The following is a 15,909-nucleotide window of genomic DNA, read 5'->3' on the forward strand; positions in this document are numbered from 1 at the left end:
TTCCACCCAAGCTCGCTGTGAGACGGTCTTTGTCGGAGGTGCCGGTTACGGTCGTGGCATGAGTCGTTTGAGCTTCGAACGCTACTGCGCCGAGATCATCGCGCAGACCGATCTGCTGGCCACCAGCATCAAGGACGCCGACATGTCCGTGCCCGTGCCCAGTTGTCCCGGCTGGAACGTCGGACAGCTGGTGCGGCACCTCGGCGGTGGTCAGCGCTGGGTCGAGACGATCGCGCGGACGAGGGCCACAGAACCACCGTCGGACACGAACTTCCGTGACCTCTCCGCTTGTGCGAACGAGGACCCGGAGGCACTGGTGCCCTGGCTCGTCGAGTGCGGGGCCGGGCTGGAGGAGGCGCTGCGAGAGATCGGCCCCGACGCCGAGGTGTGGACGCCGCTTCCCGGGCACAGGTCGCGGTTCTTCGCCCGCCGCTTCGCGCACGAGACGCTGGTCCACCGTGCCGACGCCGAGCTCGCACTCGGCATCGAGTTCACGGCCGCGACCGACGTCCTGCTCGACGCGGTGGACGAGTGGCTGGAGCTGCTGGCGCTGCCGCAGATGTTCGAGTTCCACCCGGGGATGCGTGAGCTGCTCGGGCCCGGGCGGACGCTGCACTTCCACGCCACCGACACCCCGGAGGAGGCCGGGGCGGAGTGGGTGGTCGACCTCACCGGTGAGCTGATCCAGTGGCGGAGCGCACACGAGAAGGCGGCCGTCGCGGTGCGCGCACCCTTGGCCGACCTGCTGCTGGTGCTCTACCGGAGGCGACCCGCTCGCAGCGCGGGAGTCGAGGTCATCGGCGACGCCGAGCTGCTCGACTTCTGGCTGGAGCGGGTCGGCTTCGGGTGATCGGCCGGTGGCCCGCGGGTGTCACCGTGACGGAACTCCCGGACCCCACGGGATGCCCAGCAGCCACCACGCGAAGAACAGCAGGGTCCACGCGGTGGTCATGGCGATGGCCAGCGGCAGCGTGTAAGAGGCGAGCGTGCCGATGCCCGCCTTCTTCCGGTAGCGCTGCATGAAGCCCAGCGCCATCACGAAGTACGGGCTCATCGGTGTGATCGCGGTGGAGCCGGAGTCGGCGATCCGGAACAGCGCCTGGGCGGTCTCCGGGGACACGTCGACCAGCATCAGCATCGGCACCAGCACCGGAGCTGCCATCGACCACATGGCCGTTCCGCTGGTGACCATGATGTTGACCAGCGTCAGCACCACGAGCACCAGCAGGAACACCACCGCGATCGGCAGACCGCTGGTGCGGAACACCTCGGCGGCACGGACCGCGAGCACATCGCCGAGGTGGGTCCACTCGAAGTAGGCCAGGAACTGGGCGATGGCGAAGAACAGCACCAGGACCGGGGCCATCTGGCGGACGCCCTCCGCCATCAGCTTCGGCACGTCGGCGGCCTTGGTGATCGAGCCGGACCGGGCGCCGTAGACGATTCCGGCCGTACCGAACAGGAACGCCACGACCGCGGCGATCCCGTCCAGCAGAGGGGAGTCCACCAGGCTGCCGCCCTCGCCGCGCAGCGGAGAGGAACCGGGCAGCACCGCCAGGGTCAGCGCCACCAGCGCGAGGACGATGACCAGCAGCGCGCGGCGCAGCGCCGACCGCTCGCGCTTGTCGATCACCAGGTCGCCGAGGTCGGTGAGGTCGGCGTCCGGATCGGGATCCAGGTCCGGGCGCTTGCTGAGCACGAACCTGGTCACCAAGGTGATCACGATGGCCAGCAGCAGAGAGGAGGCGATGTTGAAGAACCAGTTGCTCAGCGGCGACACGGTCACCTCGGGCCCGATGATCCGGGCCGCGGCCGTGGTGATCCCGGCGAAGATGGCGTCGTTGGGGGTGGGAACCGGGCTGGCGTCGTAGCCGGAGGCGATGGCCGTGTACGCCACCACGATGCCCAGGATCGGCGACCGGCCCACCGCGCGGAAAGCCAAGCCACCCAAGGGAACCAGGATGACGTAGGCGGCGGCCGACGCCACGTGGGCGACCGTTCCGGCGAACGCCACGGCGAAGACCACCCAGGACGCGGGCACCCTGGACAGGCCAAGGCGCATCAGGGCGGTCAGGAAGCCGCTGCGCTCGGCAACGGCGACACCCATGATCACCACGACGATCGTGGCCATCGGCGGGAACGTGGCGAAGTTCTCCACCATGGTCGACAGCGCCATGGCCAGCCCGTCCCCGCTGAGCAGGTTGCGCACGACCACGGTCTTGCCGTCACCCGGCGAGACCACCGACACACCGAACCCCGCCGCGATCGCGCTGATCACGGCCAGCACCAGGGAGAGGAGCCAGAACAACCAGAACGGATGCGGCAGTGCGTTGCCCGCTCGCTCGATCACCCCCATGGCGCGCACCAGGCGCGGCAGCTTGGCCGGGGGAGTGTCCGGAGCGGGGCTGCCCTGTGCGGGAGTGCTCATCGGCTCACCCGACCGGTAGAGGGTGCGCCGGGGAGACGGTGGGCGCGGAAGAAGCGCCAGATCAGCTCGTGCGCCTCGATGGTCTGCGTCGTGCGACCACCGCCGCTGTAGCTGTCCGCGCCCGGCCAGGTGTGGCCGCCACCGGCGACCGCGACGTGCTCGACCTCGGCCCCGCGCGCGCAGCCGATCCACCGGGAGATCGTGATGTCTGGACGGATCTCCTTCCGTGGCAGGGAGATCCGGCAGCGGTCACGCGCAGCCCACTGCTCCGTCCAGTCCCGGATCGGCGGCAGGCCGCGGTCGGCGTCGCCGTCGTAGGGGATGGTGACGTCCGCGGTGCCGTGGAACCCGATGACCGGGACAGGGCGGGAGGGCCGGCACTCGCGGCCGGTCGGGTAGAACGCCCCGGCGACCGGCGCGATCGCGGCGATCCGGTCGGCGGCCTCGCACGCCAGCAGGGCGGCGAAGCCCCCGCCGTTGGACTTGCCGGTGGCGTAGACCCGGCGCGGGTCGACGCACAGGCTGGTTTCGAGCGCGTCGAGCAGGTCACGGGTGAATGCCACGTCGTCCACACCGGGGGCCGCGTAGGGAGCGCCCTGCCACGCCTGGCGGTTGCCTTCGCCGGTGCCGACGACACCGTTGGGGTAGACCAGGATCGCGGGCAGCGTGGACAGTGCGGAGAACTCCTCGGTCCCCGCTCCCGTGTTGCCGCGACCGTGGAAGGCCAGCACCACCGGCCAGGCGCGCCGGTCTCGATAGCCGTCCGGCAGGTGCAGTTGGTAGGTGCGGTCGCGGCCGCCGCTGGTGATGTGGTGCAGCGCGCTGGTGTTCGCTGGCTGTGGGGCGGGCCGGTCGCAGCGTTCGGCGCCGGGCCGTGGTGCCGCCGTGGCCGTGCCGGGCAGTCCGGCCGCCATCGCGATCAGGGCGAGGCCCGTTGCGAGCAGGCGTGTCTTCATCGCTGTCCCTTTCGTCGGCTCTGACGAGGACGCAGGAGGTGGTGCTGGCGCGCTCGGCCGGCGCGGGCGCGGTGGCGCTCGCGCGGACGGCGGGGTTCGCCGGGCTAGGCGGTCGGCCAGGCCCTGACGAACTCGGCGATCCTGCGCACGACGGCGTCCACAATGGACTCTCCGTCGGCCGCGGTCGCCCTGCGGGGATCGCCCAGCACGCCGGTGGCGCTGAGCCGGTCGTAGCGGAGGGTGAGGGTGGGGTGACCGCCCCTTCTGGACAGTCGTGCCGTCGGGTCGAGCTCGGCGAGCGAGGTCGTGCCCGCGACCAGGCGGTCCGGGTGGACCAGGTGCGGGGCGAGGAAGAGCATCTGCGCGGTCTCCGCCTCACCGGAGTGGCCGTGCACCTCGCCGACCCCCATCCCGGCCACCGCCTCGGCGGCGAGCGCGGTCACCGGCGTCCACGCGAACTCCAGGTCGGGGTGGGAGACCAGCAGGTCCTGCGCGACCGTGGTGAGGCTGGCGTTGTTGCCCCCGTGCCCGGTCACCACGAGCACCCTCCGCCAGCCGTGCCGGTGCAGGCTGTCCACGTACTCGCGGACCACGGCCGCGAAGGTCGTCGTGCTCAGGGTGATCGTGCCCGCGAAGCCGATGTGGTGCGGCGAGACGCCGAGCGGCAGCGACGGCCCGACCACGGCGAGGCCGTCCACCTCGGCGGCGACGCGGTCGGCGACGTGCTCGGCGCGGACGAGGTCGGTCGACAGGGCCATTCCCGGGCCGTGCTGCTCGAAGGCGCCCGCCGGGATGATCACCAAGGGGCTGTTCTGCACCGCGGACGCCGCCTCTTCCGTGGTCAGCTCGGCCAACCGCCGCACGGTTCCCCGCCCGCTCACGACTCGCCGCCGGGGAGGTCGGCGGCCAGCACCGCCGCGCGGATCGCGCTCAGGTGATCGCGGGTGAGCCGCTCGGCCGCGTCGGCGTCGCCGTCGCGCACGGCCGCGCAGATCTCGACGTGCTCGGCGTGGTCGCGCACGCGGTCGTCGTACTGGTGCCGGATCGCCACCTGTTCCCGCGACCGCGTGTGCAGCAGCGCCTCCACGGTTTCGCGGAGCAGGCCGTTGCCGCTGGCCTCGGCCAGCGCGACGTGGAAGTGCAACGCCGGACGGACGTCGCCGTCCGGTGGCTGCAAGGCGTTCGCGCACGCCGACTCCAGCCGCAGGACCGCGTCGGCGGTCCTGGCCCGCGCGGCGGCGGCCGCGATCGCGGGCTCCAGCACCAGCCGCGCGTCCACCAGCTCCAGCACCGAGTCGCGGTCGATCCGGGGGCGGTGCGGGTTGGCCATCAGCCGCCGGTCGATGCCGGGGCCGACGTAGGTGCCCGAGCCGTGCCGCAGCTCCACCACGCCGGTCGCCTCCAGGCGTCGCAGCGCCTCGCGCACGGTCGGCGTGGTGACGTCGAGCCGTCGCGCCAGGTCGCGGGAGGAGGCCAGCGCCTCGCCCGGCCCCAGCCGCTCGGCGCGGATGATCCCGACGATGTCCTCGGCCAGGCGCTCGGACAGGGTCTGCTCGGCTCGACTCATAAAGTGACTAAATCACTTGATCTCTCATCCGGTCAAGCCCAGTACCGAGGGCGCATTTGTCTCCTTTCTTGTTTTGCCGTCTTTACCTGTCCGCGTTTCGACTGAATTCCTCGAACTCGGGCAACCTTTCACCGCTTCGCGGCCCAGCCGCGCTGGCCTGGGCGTCCGTCGCCGGACGAGCCCGGGACAAGACGCGTCTTGACGATGTGGCAGGCTTTTTGCGCTCACGTTCGACGGCGACGTGTAGGTGGAGGTCTGTCTGTGTCCCGGGCCGCGGTCAGGTACTGGGCGGCGTCGGTTGTGGAGGCTGAGGCGTGAACGACGAACGCAACCGGGGTGGTCACCCGGGTCGCCGGAGCGAGTCCGGTCCCGGTCCCGAGCGCCCCACCGAGAGCACCGGCTTCTGGACCCCGGAATGGGACGACGCAGACGCCGACACGCCCCCACCGCCGCCCCCCAGCCGTCCCCAGGGCGGCCCGCAGCGTGGCGTTCCCCCCAGAGGAGCGCGGCAGGCCGGACCACCCCCGGCGGGGCCCGGCCCGCGCGGGCAGCAGGGACCCCAGGGGCAGGGACCCCAGGGCCAGGGGCAGCAGCGCCAGGGGCAGCAGGGCCAGGGACAGCAGGGCCAGAACCGGCCGCCGATCACCCCACCGAGGGGCAACCCGGCCGGGCCCCCGCCCGGCGGCAGACCCATGGGGCCGCCGCCAGGTAGACCCGGCGGACCCCAGGACCCCGCCCAGACCAGGCACATCCCCAACGGCCCCGGCGCGCACCCCGGCGATCCCGCCACCAGCAAGCTGCCCGGCGCCCCCCAGCGCGGTTTACCGAACGGGGGGCCCGGCGGTCCCAGTGGCCCCGGCAGACCCCCGGGGCCGGGCGCCCAGGTGCGCCCGGGTGGCTTCGTGCCGCGAGTGCCTCCGCGCCGCGACCCTGCCGACGCGCCGACCGAGATGATCCAGGCCCAGACCGAGGTCATCGCCCCGGTCGAGGAGGACGACTACCCGCGCGAACCGCAGCTGCTGACCCATCGGGAGCCGCTGCCGGGCGACGACGACTACGAGCACCACGGTGACGGCTACGACGACGACCGGGACGACGACGAGCTGACGGAGGAGGAAGAGCGCGCGCTGCGCAAGAAGAAGATCTGGCGCCGCGTCCGCCGCACCTGCTACGTCGCCGGCGCGCTGGCGGTCATCGGGCCGATCGTCGCCTTCGTGATCACTTACTTCCTCGTCTCGGTGGAAGCCCCGAAGGACGTCATCGCGAGGCAGGAGAAGACGGTCACGCTCTACTACTCCGACGGCGAGACGGAGCTCAGCAAGCTCGTGCCGGAGGGCGGGACCCGTGCGTACGTCTCGCACAACGATGTGCCGAAGATCGTCCGCGACGCCATCACCGCGAAAGAGGACTCGTCCTTCTACACCAACCCCGGCTTCGACGTCATCGGTATCGCGCGTGCCGTGCTCAACCAGATCAGCGCCGGCATCGGTGGTGGCTCCGGCATCAGCCAGCAGTACATCAAGGTGTCCACCGGGGAGAAGGACAACTCCTACGCTCGCAAGTGGAAAGAGCTCGTCAAGTCGTTCAAGATGAACAACGAGCAGAGCAAAGAGCAGATCATGGAGGGCTACCTCAACATCATCCCGTTCGGGCGCGGTGCCATGGGGATCGATGCGGGCTCTCGCGCGCTGCTCGGCAAGAGCGTCAAGGAGGTCACCGACCCGGCGGAGGCCGCGCTGCTGGCGACGGTGATCCAGGCGCCGTACCGGCTCGACCCGGAGAAGGAGCGCGCGGGCACCGAGAAGAAGTGGCGCGAGGAAACGCTCCGGCGCATGGCCGAGAACGGTTACATCACCCAGGAACAGGCGAAGACCCTGCCGTTCCCGAAGACCATCCCCCGCGCCCAGGCGATGAAGCGCAACCCGGTCTCCGGCCCCAGCCTGCACATCCAGGAGCAGGTGCTGGCCGAGCTCGAAGCCGCGGGCTACGGCGACGACACGCTCAAGCGCGACGGCCTGAAGGTCGTCACCACGATCGATCCCGCTGCGCAGAAGGCCGCCGAGCAAGCGGTCGCGAAGTACATGAAGAACAACAAGGAGGGGTTGCGCAGCGCACTGACCGCGATCAACCCCGAAACCGGTGGCGTCATCGCCTACTACGGCGGTGAGAACGGCACCGGCATCGACTACGCCTCGTCGTTGCAGGAGCCGGGGTCGTCCTTCAAGCCCTTCGTCGCACTCGCCGGGCTCAGGAAGGGCATCGGCCTCGGCAGCGTCTACGACGGCACCTCGGGCATCGAGATCCTCGGGCGCAAGGTCAACAACTCCGGGAACAAGAGCACCTGCGGCCCGCAGTGCTCGGTGCGCGACGCGATGACGCAGTCGGTCAACACCGTCTTCATGAAGATGGCCGCCGACCTGACCACCATGAAGGTCGCCGAGGCCGCCTTCGCCGCCGGTATCCCCACGGAGATCCGCAAGGGCGAGCCGCTGCTGCTGGGCAAGAACGGCGCCAGCCCGGACCTCAACATCGCCATCGGTGGTGGCGCGACCCGGGTCCGGCCCAGGGACATGGCCAGCGCCTACGCGACCTTCGCCGCCGACGGCACCTACCGCAAGCCGCACTTCGTCAAACGGGTCTTCCGGGAGGGCAGCAACGAGACGGACCGGTACAACGAGTCGGTCGTGATCGGCCCCCAGCAGACGCTGGACAAGAGCGACAGCGAGAAGAACGTCGACCTGGCGCGCAACGTCACCGCGTCCATGATCGACGTGGCGAGGTCCTCGAACCTCTCGCTGGCGAAGAACCGTCCCGTCGCCTCGAAGACCGGCACCCACGAGCTCGACAAGACCGACAACGCCAAGGCGTGGATGGTCGGCTACACCCCGCAGGTCTCCACCGCGGTGTGGGTCGGCAGGGACGGGTTCGAGGCGATCCGGGGCGACTGCTGCGGATCCCGCAACCACCCGATCTACGGCAAGGACGAGCCGGGGCACATCTGGAAGGAGTTCATGGACTCCTACCTCGGCAACCAGCCGGTCAAGCAGTTCCCGAAGCCCAACCCGATCGGCCAGTTCGACGACCCGGTGACGACCACGACCCAGCCGAGCACCACCACGACGCCGCCCTCCTCGACGGCGCCGTCCGAGCTGAGCGGCACTCCGGCGACCACGACGTCCAAGAGCTGCGTGCCCACCTGGCTCAACCCGTGCACGTCCTCGACGTCCAAGCGCCCAACGACGACGACACCCCCCGACGAGGGTGACGGCGGCTAGCACCGTCCACAGTGGACGTGTCGGGATAATCGGAGGCGCGGTGCGCCGAGCGGCCTTACGCTGCTCGGCAACGCGTTGACGGAGACGAGTAGCCAGGGACCACGCGAGCCGGAGAGAGCCGCCGGCAGCTGGGAAGGCGGCCTCGCGCCCCATGGTGAAGACCCTCCCGAGTGCGGGGAGGAACGGCGGCCGGGACCCGGTCGCCCCATGCCCCGCCGGCCGGCCCCCGTGACCGGGCCGCGACGAGTCCGCCCCCGGTCCGTCCGGGGGCGGAGAAGGTGCGGTGGTACCGCGAGTCCCCTTCTCGCCCGCACTCCCAAGGGATCGCACACACACGAGGAGTGTGATGATCTCTCGTTCCCTCGCCGCCGACCTGCCCGCGCGAGCCGGCGAGCACGTCAGGATCGCAGGCTGGGTGCACCGCCTGCGACAGTTGAAGTCCGTCACCTTCGTCGTCGTCCGGGACCGCTCCGGACTGGCGCAGGTCGTCCTGCCCGGTGCGGAGACCGCCCTGCCGACGGAGGAGTCCGTCGTCGAGGTCGCCGGGCTGGTCTCGGCGAACCCGAGGGCCCCTGGCGGGGCCGAGATCGTCCGGCCGGTGATCACCCCGCTCGGCGAGCCCGCGCGGCGGCCGGTGTTCGACCTCTACCGGCCGACCGTGGCCGCGTCGCTGCCCACCGTGCTGGACAACGCCCCGCTCGCGCTGCGGCACCCGAGGCTGCGCGCGCGGTTCGAAGTCGCCTCGGCGGGGGTGGCCGGGTTCAGGTCCACATTGGACGAACTGGGTTTCACCGAGACCCACACGCCCAAGATCGTGGGCTCGGCGACCGAGTCCGGCGCGAACGTCTTCGGGATCGACTACTTCGGCCGCCGCGCCTATCTCGCCCAGTCGCCGCAGTTCTTCAAGCAGGCGCTGGTCGGTGTGTTCGAGCGGGTCTACGAGGTGGGGCCGGTGTTCCGCGCGGAGCCGCACGACACCACCAGGCACCTCGCCCAGTACACCAGCCTGGACGCGGAGATCGGGTTCATCACCGACCACCGCGACGTGATGGCGTTGCTGCGCACCACGATCGCGGGCATGGTCGAGGCGGTCAGCGTGCGGGCACCCGCCGCCGCGGAGCTGCTCTCCGTCGCGCTTCCCGTTGTGCCGGAGGAGATTCCGGCGGTCCACTTCGCCGAGGCCCAGGAGTTGCTTGCGCGGCACACGGAGTGGGACCCGCGTGGGGAGCCCGACCTCGCACCCGCGCACGAGCGGTGGCTGTCGGAGTGGGCGTCGCGCGAGCACGGCTCGGAGTTCCTGTTCGTCACGGGGTACCCGATGGCGAAGCGGCCCTTCTACACCCATCCCGACCCGCTGCGCCCCGAGTACTCCAACAGCTTCGACCTGCTCTTCCGTGGCGTGGAACTGGTCACCGGGGGACAGCGGCTGCACCGGCACTCCGACTACCTGGCCGCGCTCGACGAACGCGGCCAGGAACCGGAGTCCTATGTGGACTACCTCGACGTGTTCGCGGGTGGCATGCCGCCGCACGGTGGTTTCGCCATCGGGCTGGAGCGCTGGACGGCGCGCATGCTCGGCCTGGCCAACATCCGGGAGACCACGCTGTTCCCACGCGACCTGCACCGACTGCGCCCCTAGCGCCCGTCGCCCGTCGTCCCGTGCCGCCGCCCCCCGCGCCCCCATGCACGCATGGACCGGCTGGCGTGGTCGAGTTTTCGCGTTTTGTCACCTTGTTGCGCGAGAGAGCGTTCCCAATTCGCATTAAGGCTACAAAACGCGAAATGAGGGGCGCGGGGGGTGAGGGTGCCCGGGGGTGGTGAGGCGGGGACCAGGGGGTGGTGGGGTGGTGTTATCGCGTGCAGGACAGGGCCTAGTCGGACAGGCCCTCGCCGCGGTCGGCCAGTTCGGCGAGCACCTGGGCGTGGCACGGCAACGGCACGCACCAGCAGCCGAGCCTGCGGCCGCGCAGGCCGGGCAGGAGTGCCAGCAGCTCGGGGCGCTCCAGCAGCCACTCGCGGTAGCGGGCCATCACCTCCTCGCGGGTTCCGTCCCTGCCGGGCCGGAACGGGTTCGCCAGCGGGGAGCCCGCGAGCTTCCAGCCGCCCCGGTGCATCGGCCTGCCGACGTAAACGACGTCGGCGAAGTCCGGGTCGTTGAGGTGGCCCTTGAGGTTCACGACCGTGGTGGCCATCGGTGTCCTCCTGAACGGGGTGGGCGGCGCGCGCAGCCCACCCCACGGTCGGTCAGCTTCGTCTCGCACGGGCCCACTGGGCGGATGCCCGGCGCAACCCGTACCGCACGGGTACCCACCGTTGTACGGGCTGTGTCCTGCAAGTCCTCGGAGTTTCCTCGAACGGGACACACCGGCGAGGTGCAGGACGTGGCTCAGTCGCCGGTGACCTCGCGCAGTGCGGCGGTGCGCGCGGTGACGGTCACACCGTCCACGGTCACATCGGTCAGCTTCACGTAGGGCAACGGCAGCGGCGGCACCGGGAGCCCGCCGCCGAGGGTGATCGGGATGAGCCCGAAAAGCTTGCCGGACAAGGAGGTCGCCTGGAGCTCCACCGTGCCCAGCTCGGCGTCGGCGACCCGGAACTCGGTGCGCCCACCTGCTGTCACCAGGGTGGCGTCGACGATCTTCAGCGAGGTGGCGTCCATGCTGACGGTGACGCCGAGCGCCGGGGTGACCGACTTCGCCGTCACCGAGCTGGCCCGCAGCCGGTTGGCCGCCGGGCGGGACCGGGCCTGGGGCGCGGGGGACTGGGTCAGGCACGCGGCGAGGATGTCCGCGGCGAGCCGTTCCTCGGCGCTGCCCTGCTCCGGGACCGCCTTCGGCAGCCGGTCGGGCGCGCAGCCGGGCGCCGGTTCCGCGTGCCCCGGCACGGTGGTGGCCACCAGCAGCAGCACGGTGAGCCGGGTCAGCCCGCGCGGCCTCATCCCGGCTCACCGGACTGCCAGGCCAGCGCGAGGGAACCCGCGACCAGCGCCAGCACCATGCCGACCAGGAAACCGCCGAGGTTGGCCACCAGGTAGGCGACGAACGCCAGCAGCAGCACACCCGCGCCGATCACCCGTGCCCGGTGCGGGTACCGCCACAGCGCGACCCCGCCCGCGATCAGGCCGATCGCGGTGAGCAGCGAGCCGACCCCGCCGATGCCCTGGACGAGCAGGAACTCGTAGCCGGTGATCGGCAGCAGCGCGATCTCCACGCCCGCGGCGACCGCGAGCAGCCCGGCGGCGAACGGCCGTCCGCCGCACCAGGCGGCGAAGCGCCGGTCGGGAGCGCTCGGCGCGCTCATCAGAAGCACTCCTGACGGCCCGGTCGCACCGAGATGGTCAGGCCGGTGAGCCGGAAGGTGCCCGCGGTGGTGGTGCTGGCGTTCGCCTTCAGGTCGGTGATCACGATCCGCTCGGCCTGGTGCGCGTAGTCCCCGGCCCGGCCGCTGATCCCGGTGCCCCGGTCGATCCGGGCCGCGTCCACGCCGAGCGTCAGGTTCGTCGCGGTGGCCTCCGCGTGCATCTCGGTCAGGTTCAGCACCAGGTTGCGCGCCTCGACCGGTTTGTCCCGGCCCGCCTCGGCGCGCAGGGTCACCGCGCCGACCGGGGTGGGCACCAGCGCCGAGAAGCACAGTCCGCTGACGGTCGCCGTCCCCATCCCGGTCACCGCCATGGGTGAGCGGCCGGACTCCTGGCCCAGGCCGACGAACTGCGCGAAGCCCTTGCCCTCCACGCGTTTCGCGGAGAACTTGAAGTTGGCCCCGGACAGCGCGAACGAGGTGGGCAGGGCCGCGCTCGCGGTGGCGACGACCAGCCCGCCCGCCAGACCGGTGCTGATCGTGACGATCAGCGCGAACCGCGACCAGCGGGTTCGGCCACCGGGGCGGGAGGGTTGGGCCGGCGTGTCCTCGGTCATGGAGATCTCGCAGACAGGCTTGGGAGGCAACGGAAACCGCTGCATCCTAGGCCCACCGGGACCACTCGTGGTCCGGCCACCCCTCCCAGGGTGGCATCTGCAGCGGCGATCACCGGAAAGTGTGGTCCGGCTACGCTGCGACCATGACGGAGCCGCGGCTGTGACGGAGCTGGGCGGAGTCCCCGTGGTGCTGGTGGGGCTGTTCTCCGCCAAGCGCAAGGACCACGAGGCGGTCGTGGACGACCTCTCGCGCCGGGTGACCGCTCGGGGTGGGAGTGTGGTGGGGCGGGTCGTCCAGCGGCGCGGGGTGTCGGCGGGCGGGGTGGCGAAGCTGGACCAGCCCCTGTCGCGCCGCACCGTGGTGAGCGAGGGCAAGGCCGCCGAGATCGCCGCGCTGGTGGCCGAGACCGAGGCGGATCTGGTGGTCTTCGTGAACGACCTGACCGCCCGTCAACGCGAGGTGCTCCAGGAACGCCTGAGCGCCAAGGTGATCAGCGCCGCCGAGCTGACCTGACCCGCTCCGCGCGCACGCCAGCCGCCACGCATCCCCCGCTGGACGGGGAACGCGTGGCGCGCTCGCCCCAGGTCACCGCGTGGTCGCCAGGTAGATCGTCCTGGCGCCCAGCACGAACACGTCCGGCCGCCGCGGCACACCCGCCTCGTCCTCCGGGTCGAGCAGCCGGGCCAGCGTCGCGTTGTCCTCGTCGGACAGGCGTTGCGCCGCGAACTTCGACCAGTTCTCGATGGTGGAGCGGATGTAGGAGCGCTTGTCCCCGTCGACCGGCGCGGGGTGGTCGACGAGGAACGTGCGCGTCCCGATGTGCTTCATCCCGGCGCGGTCGAGCAGCGCCGGCCAGTCCTCGACCACGGCCACCTTGTCCGGCAGCTCCGCGCGCATCTCGTTGAAGCTGAGGTCCACCGCGGCGTCCAGCCTGGACTGCAGTCCGGGCTCGCCGATGCCGATGTCGCGCGGCAGGAAGCGGAACGGCAGGCCGCCCTCCATCAACGCGAGCACGCCGCCGGGCCGCAGCAGGCCCGCGAGCTCCGCCAGCGCCGCCTCCTGGTCGCCGAGGTGGTGCAGCACCTGGCCGATCCAGACCACGTCCGCGCTGCCGAGATCGCCGATCTCCTCCGGCAGCTGGGCGAGGCGGGTCCCGATCGGGACGCCGAGCCGCTGAGCCCGCGCTCTCGCCCGCTCCAGCAGCGCGGGAGCCCCGTCGACCGCGACGACCTCCGCTCCGGGGTGCAGTCCGGCCAGCAGCGAGCTCGCGACGCCGGGGCCGCTGCCGATGTCGAGCACGCGCTCAGGGGTGGCCTGAAACCCTTGGAGCCACTGGAAAGCCTGCTCCAGCAGCGGTGACATGACCTCGGCGTCCCGCTCCAACACCTCACCCCGGTTGTCCCAGTCGAGGTGGTCGTGGTGCTTGTGTCCACTCACAGCCCGTGCACCCTTCTGTCGAGTGTCGCCTCAGCGAGAACGAGGTCGTTGTTGAGGGTCATCGCGGCCTTGGCGCCCTGCGCGGCCGCGATGACCACCTGTGCCATCGGGTCCACGACGTTGCCCGCCGCGTACACCCCCGGCACGGTTGTCCGCCCGTCGGCGGTGTGCTCCGCGCCGAGCTGCCCGAGCAGCCCGTCGTTCACGGAGAGCCCTGTGGGGACGAACAACGCCGAGCGCGCGACGTGCGAGCCGTCCGCCAGCTCGACGCCGACGAGCTTGTCGTCCTCCACCAGTACCTTCACCACGTCGCTGTCGACGACGCGGATGCCGCGCGCCAGCAGCTTCGCCCGGTCCGGCTCGTCGAGCCCGGAGCCGAAGAACACCACGTCCGCCGACCACTGGCGCACCATCAACGCCTGGTGCGCGCCCCGGGGGTCGGTGCCGAGCACGCCGAGCGGCTGGTCCCTGACCTCCCACCCGTGGCAGTAGGGGCAGGCCGCCACGTCGGCGCCCCACCGCTCGCGCAGCCCCTCGACCTCGGGGAGCTCGTCGCGCAGACCGGTGGTCACCACCAGGCGGTGCCCCGCCACCTCGCTGCCGTCGGCCAGCCCCACAACGAAACCGGCGCCCTCGCGGCGCACGGACTCGGCGCGTCCCGCGCGGACCTCCGCGCCGTAGCGGGCGATCTCCTCCCGCCCCACCGCGAGCAGCTCGCCCGGCGGCATCCCGTCGCGGGAAAGGAAACCGTGCATGTGCGCTGCGGGCTGGTTGCGCGGCTCACCCGCGTCGACCACCAGCACCCGCCTGCGCGCCCGTGCCAGCACCAGCGCGGCGTTCAGGCCGGCCGCTCCGCCGCCGACCACGACCACGTCGTACATCTCGACCACCTCCGCGACCCACACTGCGCCGGAGGCGGCACTATTGACAAACTTCATTGCTGAAACTGCAATAACGGAATGGATCCGATGGAAGCGGTGCTGAACGAGGTCGGCCCTCGGCTCAAGCGGGTGCGCAAGGAACGCGGGGCGACCCTGTCGGCGCTGTCCAGGGCCACCGGGATCTCGGTGAGCACGCTGTCCCGGCTGGAGTCCGGGCAGCGCCGCCCGAGCCTGGAGCTGCTGCTGCCGATCGCCCGCGCGCACAAGGTCCCGCTGGACGAGCTGGTCGGCGCGCCCGAGGTGGACGACCCGAGGATCAAGCCGTCGCCGGTGCGCAGCGGAGGCATGACGATCTACCCGCTGACCCGCCAGCCCGGCGGCCTCCAGGCGTACAAGATGGTCATCCCGCCGCGCCGGAACACCCCCGAGCTCCGGACGCACGAGGGCTTCGAGTGGTTCTACGTGCTCAGCGGCCGTCTCCGGCTGGTCCTCGCCGACCACGACGTGGTCATGCGGCCGGGGGAGGCGGCGGAGTTCGACACCCGCGTCCCGCACTGGTTCGGCTGCGCGGACGAGCGCCCGGTGGAGATCCTGAGCCTGTTCGGCCCGCAGGGCGAGCGCATGCACCTGAGGACGAAGCCCAGGTCCGGCCGGTCCTGATCGCGCTCTCGCGCCCCCGTGCCGCCGACAGAAAGGAGCACCGCACACCGACTGGTGTGCGGTGTCCTGGGTGCGACCGGGCAACGGCCGGTTGCCGGACGTCGCGGTCACGCGTCGCTCGCTGACGTCGTCACAGCCGTCGTTCGACGTGTTCCGGTGACGGGGGAGAATTCGCCGAGAGCCGGAACCGGCGACGTGGGTTACCTGTGGCTCCACCTGCCCGAACCGCCTGCCTCCAGCACGCCGATGCCCCCGGCCGCACCGTTGAACTGGCCGACCGGTGTACCACCCTGGTTGAACCAGTTGATTTGCAGGATGCCACCGCCGGAAATGATTCCTTGCACGTGCACGGAGGTGACGTTGCGGAAGAACTCGTCCCAGGACCGGTAGGCCGTGTACAGGAAGCCCACCGAGCTGCCGAAGTAGGCGGGCCCGCCCCAGATGGTGGTGTCGTACTGCCAGGGCTGGCCGTCCGGCTCGCACGTCACCTTGCCCCAGATCGCGATCTTTGCCGACGCGGTCGCGCCGGTCGGCGCGGGGACGGAGGAGCTGACGAGGTCTTCCAGGAACTTCTGGATCTCGCTGGCGTCCAGCCTGCGCCCGAGGCTGTGAATCGTGGCCGCGCGCAGAGCGGGATGCGTCGGGCTCAGTTCACTCGGGCTCAGTGCTGCGGTCATGGTGGCTCTCCTTGCCCATGAGGAAAAGATTAGTGTGCGGCCACCATGATGTTTCCATTATTGCTTCAACGTGAAGTCCCTGTGCGGGTGACAATGCATTCCGGCAATTGTCG

The 15,909-nt window shown here is 71.2% G+C and carries 16 protein-coding genes; 5 read left to right on the forward strand and 11 right to left on the reverse strand.

Features of this window, described 5'->3' with window-relative positions; all coding sequences use genetic code 11:
• The first annotated feature begins 58 nt into the window (after positions 1–58).
• Positions 59–850, forward strand: a complete 792-nt coding sequence (locus ACFFQA_RS37610) for a maleylpyruvate isomerase family mycothiol-dependent enzyme (RefSeq protein ID WP_377862594.1) — start codon at positions 59–61, stop codon at positions 848–850.
• Positions 851–871: 21 nt separating this feature from the next.
• Here the strand turns inward: ACFFQA_RS37610 and ACFFQA_RS37615 are convergent, their stop codons facing one another.
• The 4 genes from ACFFQA_RS37615 to ACFFQA_RS37630 all read right to left on the reverse strand — a co-directional run bounded on the left by ACFFQA_RS37615 (position 872) and on the right by ACFFQA_RS37630 (position 4,951).
• Complete coding sequence (locus ACFFQA_RS37615) at positions 872–2,428, reverse strand: AbgT family transporter (protein ID WP_377862595.1); 1,557 nt, start codon at positions 2,426–2,428, stop codon at positions 872–874.
• The gene (locus ACFFQA_RS37620; protein WP_377862596.1) at positions 2,425–3,384 is read right to left on the reverse strand and encodes a CE1 family esterase; all 960 of its coding nucleotides are present in this window, start codon (positions 3,382–3,384) and stop codon (positions 2,425–2,427) included. The genes ACFFQA_RS37615 and ACFFQA_RS37620 overlap by 4 nt, the downstream gene beginning before the upstream one ends.
• Positions 3,385–3,488: 104 nt before the next feature.
• Positions 3,489–4,265: a creatininase family protein gene (locus tag ACFFQA_RS37625; protein WP_377862597.1), complete on the reverse strand. Its 777-nt coding sequence runs from the start codon at positions 4,263–4,265 to the stop codon at positions 3,489–3,491.
• Complete coding sequence (locus tag ACFFQA_RS37630) at positions 4,262–4,951, reverse strand: FadR/GntR family transcriptional regulator (RefSeq protein WP_377862598.1); 690 nt, start codon at positions 4,949–4,951, stop codon at positions 4,262–4,264. Before ACFFQA_RS37630 ends, ACFFQA_RS37625 begins: the two co-directional genes overlap by 4 nt.
• Positions 4,952–5,853: 902 nt before the next feature.
• Here ACFFQA_RS37630 and ACFFQA_RS37635 point away from each other — a divergent pair.
• Both ACFFQA_RS37635 and aspS read left to right on the forward strand, forming a co-directional pair.
• The gene (locus ACFFQA_RS37635) at positions 5,854–8,226 is read left to right on the forward strand and encodes a transglycosylase domain-containing protein (protein ID WP_377862599.1); all 2,373 of its coding nucleotides are present in this window, start codon (positions 5,854–5,856) and stop codon (positions 8,224–8,226) included.
• A 346-nt stretch (positions 8,227–8,572) separates the two neighbouring features.
• Positions 8,573–9,865 carry an aspartate--tRNA(Asn) ligase gene (gene aspS / locus ACFFQA_RS37640; RefSeq protein ID WP_377862600.1) on the forward strand — a complete coding sequence of 431 codons (1,293 nt, stop codon included), beginning with the start codon at positions 8,573–8,575 and terminating at the stop codon, positions 9,863–9,865.
• A gap of 232 nt (positions 9,866–10,097) precedes the next feature.
• Here aspS and ACFFQA_RS37645 read toward each other — a convergent pair whose 3' ends face one another.
• The 4 genes from ACFFQA_RS37645 to ACFFQA_RS37660 all read right to left on the reverse strand — a co-directional run bounded on the left by ACFFQA_RS37645 (position 10,098) and on the right by ACFFQA_RS37660 (position 12,140).
• Entirely contained in the window at positions 10,098–10,418 is a 321-nt protein-coding gene (locus tag ACFFQA_RS37645; RefSeq protein ID WP_377862601.1) for a DUF4326 domain-containing protein, read from the reverse strand.
• Positions 10,419–10,612: 194 nt separating this feature from the next.
• Positions 10,613–11,164: a hypothetical protein gene (locus ACFFQA_RS37650; protein ID WP_377862602.1), complete on the reverse strand. Its 552-nt coding sequence runs from the start codon at positions 11,162–11,164 to the stop codon at positions 10,613–10,615.
• Positions 11,161–11,526, reverse strand: a complete 366-nt coding sequence (locus tag ACFFQA_RS37655; protein ID WP_377862603.1) for a DUF6114 domain-containing protein — start codon at positions 11,524–11,526, stop codon at positions 11,161–11,163. The genes ACFFQA_RS37650 and ACFFQA_RS37655 overlap by 4 nt, the downstream gene beginning before the upstream one ends.
• A complete protein-coding gene (locus ACFFQA_RS37660; RefSeq protein ID WP_377862604.1) occupies positions 11,526–12,140 on the reverse strand; it encodes a DUF6230 family protein in 615 nt (204 codons plus the stop codon). Before ACFFQA_RS37660 ends, ACFFQA_RS37655 begins: the two co-directional genes overlap by 1 nt.
• Before the next feature lie 160 nt (positions 12,141–12,300).
• Here ACFFQA_RS37660 and ACFFQA_RS37665 point away from each other — a divergent pair, with 160 nt between their 5' ends.
• Positions 12,301–12,654 carry an HflX-like GTP-binding protein gene (locus ACFFQA_RS37665; RefSeq protein WP_377862605.1) on the forward strand — a complete coding sequence of 118 codons (354 nt, stop codon included), beginning with the start codon at positions 12,301–12,303 and terminating at the stop codon, positions 12,652–12,654.
• 72 nt (positions 12,655–12,726) lie between these two features.
• On the opposite strand, the gene ACFFQA_RS37670 is transcribed toward ACFFQA_RS37665, so the two are convergent.
• Together ACFFQA_RS37670 and ACFFQA_RS37675 are read right to left on the reverse strand one after the other, a co-directional pair.
• Positions 12,727–13,578 carry a class I SAM-dependent methyltransferase gene (locus tag ACFFQA_RS37670; RefSeq protein ID WP_377862606.1) on the reverse strand — a complete coding sequence of 284 codons (852 nt, stop codon included), beginning with the start codon at positions 13,576–13,578 and terminating at the stop codon, positions 12,727–12,729.
• Positions 13,575–14,516, reverse strand: a complete 942-nt coding sequence (locus tag ACFFQA_RS37675; protein WP_377862607.1) for an NAD(P)/FAD-dependent oxidoreductase — start codon at positions 14,514–14,516, stop codon at positions 13,575–13,577. Before ACFFQA_RS37675 ends, ACFFQA_RS37670 begins: the two co-directional genes overlap by 4 nt.
• A 30-nt stretch (positions 14,517–14,546) precedes the next feature.
• On the opposite strand from ACFFQA_RS37675, the gene ACFFQA_RS37680 reads away from it, so the two are divergent.
• Complete coding sequence (locus tag ACFFQA_RS37680; RefSeq protein WP_377862629.1) at positions 14,547–15,119, forward strand: helix-turn-helix domain-containing protein; 573 nt, start codon at positions 14,547–14,549, stop codon at positions 15,117–15,119.
• 200 nt (positions 15,120–15,319) lie between these two features.
• Here the strand turns inward: ACFFQA_RS37680 and ACFFQA_RS37685 are convergent, their stop codons facing one another.
• The gene (locus ACFFQA_RS37685) at positions 15,320–15,796 is read right to left on the reverse strand and encodes a VapA/VapB family virulence-associated protein (protein WP_377862608.1); all 477 of its coding nucleotides are present in this window, start codon (positions 15,794–15,796) and stop codon (positions 15,320–15,322) included.
• Positions 15,797–15,909: the final 113 nt, after the last annotated feature.

It is taken from the genome of Allokutzneria oryzae, assembly GCF_042429765.1.
Lineage (GTDB): Bacteria > Actinomycetota > Actinomycetes > Mycobacteriales > Pseudonocardiaceae > Allokutzneria > Allokutzneria oryzae.

Excerpts from the sequence above, each read along its gene's own strand:
- ACFFQA_RS37645 (WP_377862601.1), bottom strand. The coding sequence starts at position 10,418 with ATGGCCACCACGGTCGTGAACCTCAAGGGCCACCTCAACGACCCGGAC.
- ACFFQA_RS37620 (WP_377862596.1), bottom strand. The coding sequence starts at position 3,384 with ATGAAGACACGCCTGCTCGCAACGGGCCTCGCCCTGATCGCGATGGCG.
- ACFFQA_RS37615 (WP_377862595.1), bottom strand. The coding sequence starts at position 2,428 with ATGAGCACTCCCGCACAGGGCAGCCCCGCTCCGGACACTCCCCCGGCC.
- ACFFQA_RS37685 (WP_377862608.1), bottom strand. The coding sequence starts at position 15,796 with ATGACCGCAGCACTGAGCCCGAGTGAACTGAGCCCGACGCATCCCGCT.
- ACFFQA_RS37660 (WP_377862604.1), bottom strand. The coding sequence starts at position 12,140 with ATGACCGAGGACACGCCGGCCCAACCCTCCCGCCCCGGTGGCCGAACC.
- aspS (WP_377862600.1), top strand. The coding sequence starts at position 8,573 with ATGATCTCTCGTTCCCTCGCCGCCGACCTGCCCGCGCGAGCCGGCGAG.
- ACFFQA_RS37630 (WP_377862598.1), bottom strand. The coding sequence starts at position 4,951 with ATGAGTCGAGCCGAGCAGACCCTGTCCGAGCGCCTGGCCGAGGACATC.
- ACFFQA_RS37675 (WP_377862607.1), bottom strand. The coding sequence starts at position 14,516 with ATGAAGTTTGTCAATAGTGCCGCCTCCGGCGCAGTGTGGGTCGCGGAG.
- ACFFQA_RS37650 (WP_377862602.1), bottom strand. The coding sequence starts at position 11,164 with ATGAGGCCGCGCGGGCTGACCCGGCTCACCGTGCTGCTGCTGGTGGCC.
- ACFFQA_RS37680 (WP_377862629.1), top strand. The coding sequence starts at position 14,547 with ATGGAAGCGGTGCTGAACGAGGTCGGCCCTCGGCTCAAGCGGGTGCGC.
- ACFFQA_RS37610 (WP_377862594.1), top strand. The coding sequence starts at position 59 with ATGAGTCGTTTGAGCTTCGAACGCTACTGCGCCGAGATCATCGCGCAG.
- ACFFQA_RS37655 (WP_377862603.1), bottom strand. The coding sequence starts at position 11,526 with ATGAGCGCGCCGAGCGCTCCCGACCGGCGCTTCGCCGCCTGGTGCGGC.